This is a genomic window from Acidobacteriota bacterium (assembly GCA_003225175.1).
Classification (GTDB): Bacteria; Acidobacteriota; Terriglobia; order Terriglobales; family Acidobacteriaceae; genus Gp1-AA112.
Genome location: QIBA01000138.1, coordinates 1 through 2,099, shown reverse-complemented (window position 1 = coordinate 2,099; position 2,099 = coordinate 1). Strand labels below are relative to the sequence as shown.

Annotated in this window: 1 protein-coding gene; it reads left to right on the top strand. The window is 48.5% G+C overall.

Going from position 1 to position 2,099, the window contains the following annotated elements; all coding sequences use genetic code 11:
• Positions 1-23: 23 nt before the first annotated feature.
• Positions 24-1,565, top strand: coding sequence for a hypothetical protein (locus tag DMG62_23700; protein ID PYY20349.1), 1,542 nt, complete (start codon positions 24-26; stop codon positions 1,563-1,565).
• Positions 1,566-2,099: the final 534 nt, after the last annotated feature.

The window sequence follows — 2,099 nt, the reverse complement described above, 5'->3', positions numbered from 1 at the left end:
GTCTTCGGCGTTCAAAGGGTCCTTTGATGCTACTGAAGGGGCCACCTGGAACGGGAAAAACATCGCTACTTGCTAAGATAGCATGGTCGTTTGTTCGGACTGGTCACAGGGTTCTCTTGTGTGCACCATCTAACGCTGCTGCAGACGAGCTGTTCGCTCGAACCATGGCTCATCTGTCGGTCTCTTTGGCGAAAGGAAGTCCTGATTACATGGGGATCCGATTCCAATCGTTGGCCAAAGAGCGACATTTCTTGGCAGACATCTCCGAAGACGAATGGGATCAAAACCCGTCTGAAGATGGGAAGCTGGATTCTCGAAAGTGGGGTCTGGTGTCTCGAACGCTTCAATTGGTTAAAGATTTTGCGAAAGGGACGAATACTTTTGAGGATCCGAAGATTTTTCCAGCCATGCGATGGCTCAAACTGCGGGACCAGTTAATTGGGACGGGGACTCTGTCCGTAGATGACCGCAGATTCTATTACGACTTAGAAAAGGCATATACAGAGGAAGTTTTGGCAAGAGCGTGGATCATGGGTAGCACATTGAACAATTCCATCATGATGAGAGACCTGAACTGGGTCCCCAGTATCTGCATCATCGATGAGGCTGCTCAAGCTCTCGAGCCTGACACGGTGATCCCACTTGCAATATTCCAGCCCTATTTAAGAGTGGTCATTTTGGCGGGGGATGACAGTCAACTGAGACCAACCGTTCTGTCGAACGCCAAGACCAACGAGTTTATCCACTCGACTTCCATGTCTTTGATGGAATGCCTCATAAACTCGCAGGTGCATCCCATCATATTGCTTGGTGAGAACTTCCGATGTCGACCTGAGATCACAGACCTAGTGTCCAAGCATTTTTACGAAGGAAAGCTCCAATCTCATAAGTCGCAGCAGAATCCCAGCAGATGCTATATTGCGTTCATGGACATTGCGGAGCAGATGGAATGGCCGGACACGTGGAGGCCGAGCAATATGTTCTTTGTCGATGTGGTGGATGGCATATCTCATCGTGATGCCGCATTCTCCCGTTATAACTTCGCCAATGTTACAGTTATAATGAGGATGTTGGCAGACTTACTCACACATACGGACAATATCTTGGCTCAGGATGTTACAATTTTGACCCCTTACAAGGCTCAGGTTATCAGGCTGGAGAGGATGATCCAGGGAGCGATGGAAATCAGTCCAGAATGGGGTCCCCTCCTACAAGGCGTGACGGTCTCAACAATTGACAATTACCAGGGCAGGGACAATGAGATCGTCTTCCTTGACCTCGTACTTGCCGGCGGAAATGAACGAAAGGTGGGCTTCATGTCAGACAAGCATCGCTTGAATGTTGCTTTGAGTCGAGCAAAAGATGTGCTTATTGTTGTTGGGAACAAAGCCAAACTGAAACGAATTGGTGGACTGAAATCGACAGCGGAAGACGCTCAACGTCTTCTGAGTGTCATTGAAGATGTTGGGCCGACCTACGTGGCTGAAGCTGGCAAATGCCCCGACTGCAATGAATCTCTCCATCCTGGTTCATATTGTCACGGCACTGGCAACCTCCTCGGATAAAGTGCGGTTGGTTTGCACCTGCTGCAGCGAGCTATGTTCAGGGGTTCCTCTTTTGCATACAGGTGTTCAAATGCTTAGAGGGAGAAGTTAGAGTGGTGATTATTGTCTTCCTTTTGATCAATGTGGATTGTTGGGGGAAATGTTTGATAGTTCTCCAAGCGCAGACAAAGATTGGAACTCTATGCTCTTATGGAGTCCAGTTCGAGCTATTAGAATAGGATCGTTTTGATCTATTACGAGCCACTTTGTTACGTCTAGCTGGAGGGATCGTGGTTCGAACCTGAAAGGTTCTCGATTAGACTTTACAGGCGTTAACATTGGAGGAGACTGAAGGTTTTGGAGCCGCTGAGCATCACGTAAGGAGCGGCGATGATCAGCAAGGGGAAAGATTCCATTCGGGTTGCGTTTACAGCGACGTTGATGGCACACAGAGACAGACATTCCGGACCTTTTGAAAGTGGTTCAGGAAAACTGGATCTTGCGATCTCTCGCTATATTAAATGCCCTTGCCTGGCCGAGCAAATGACTAAGCTG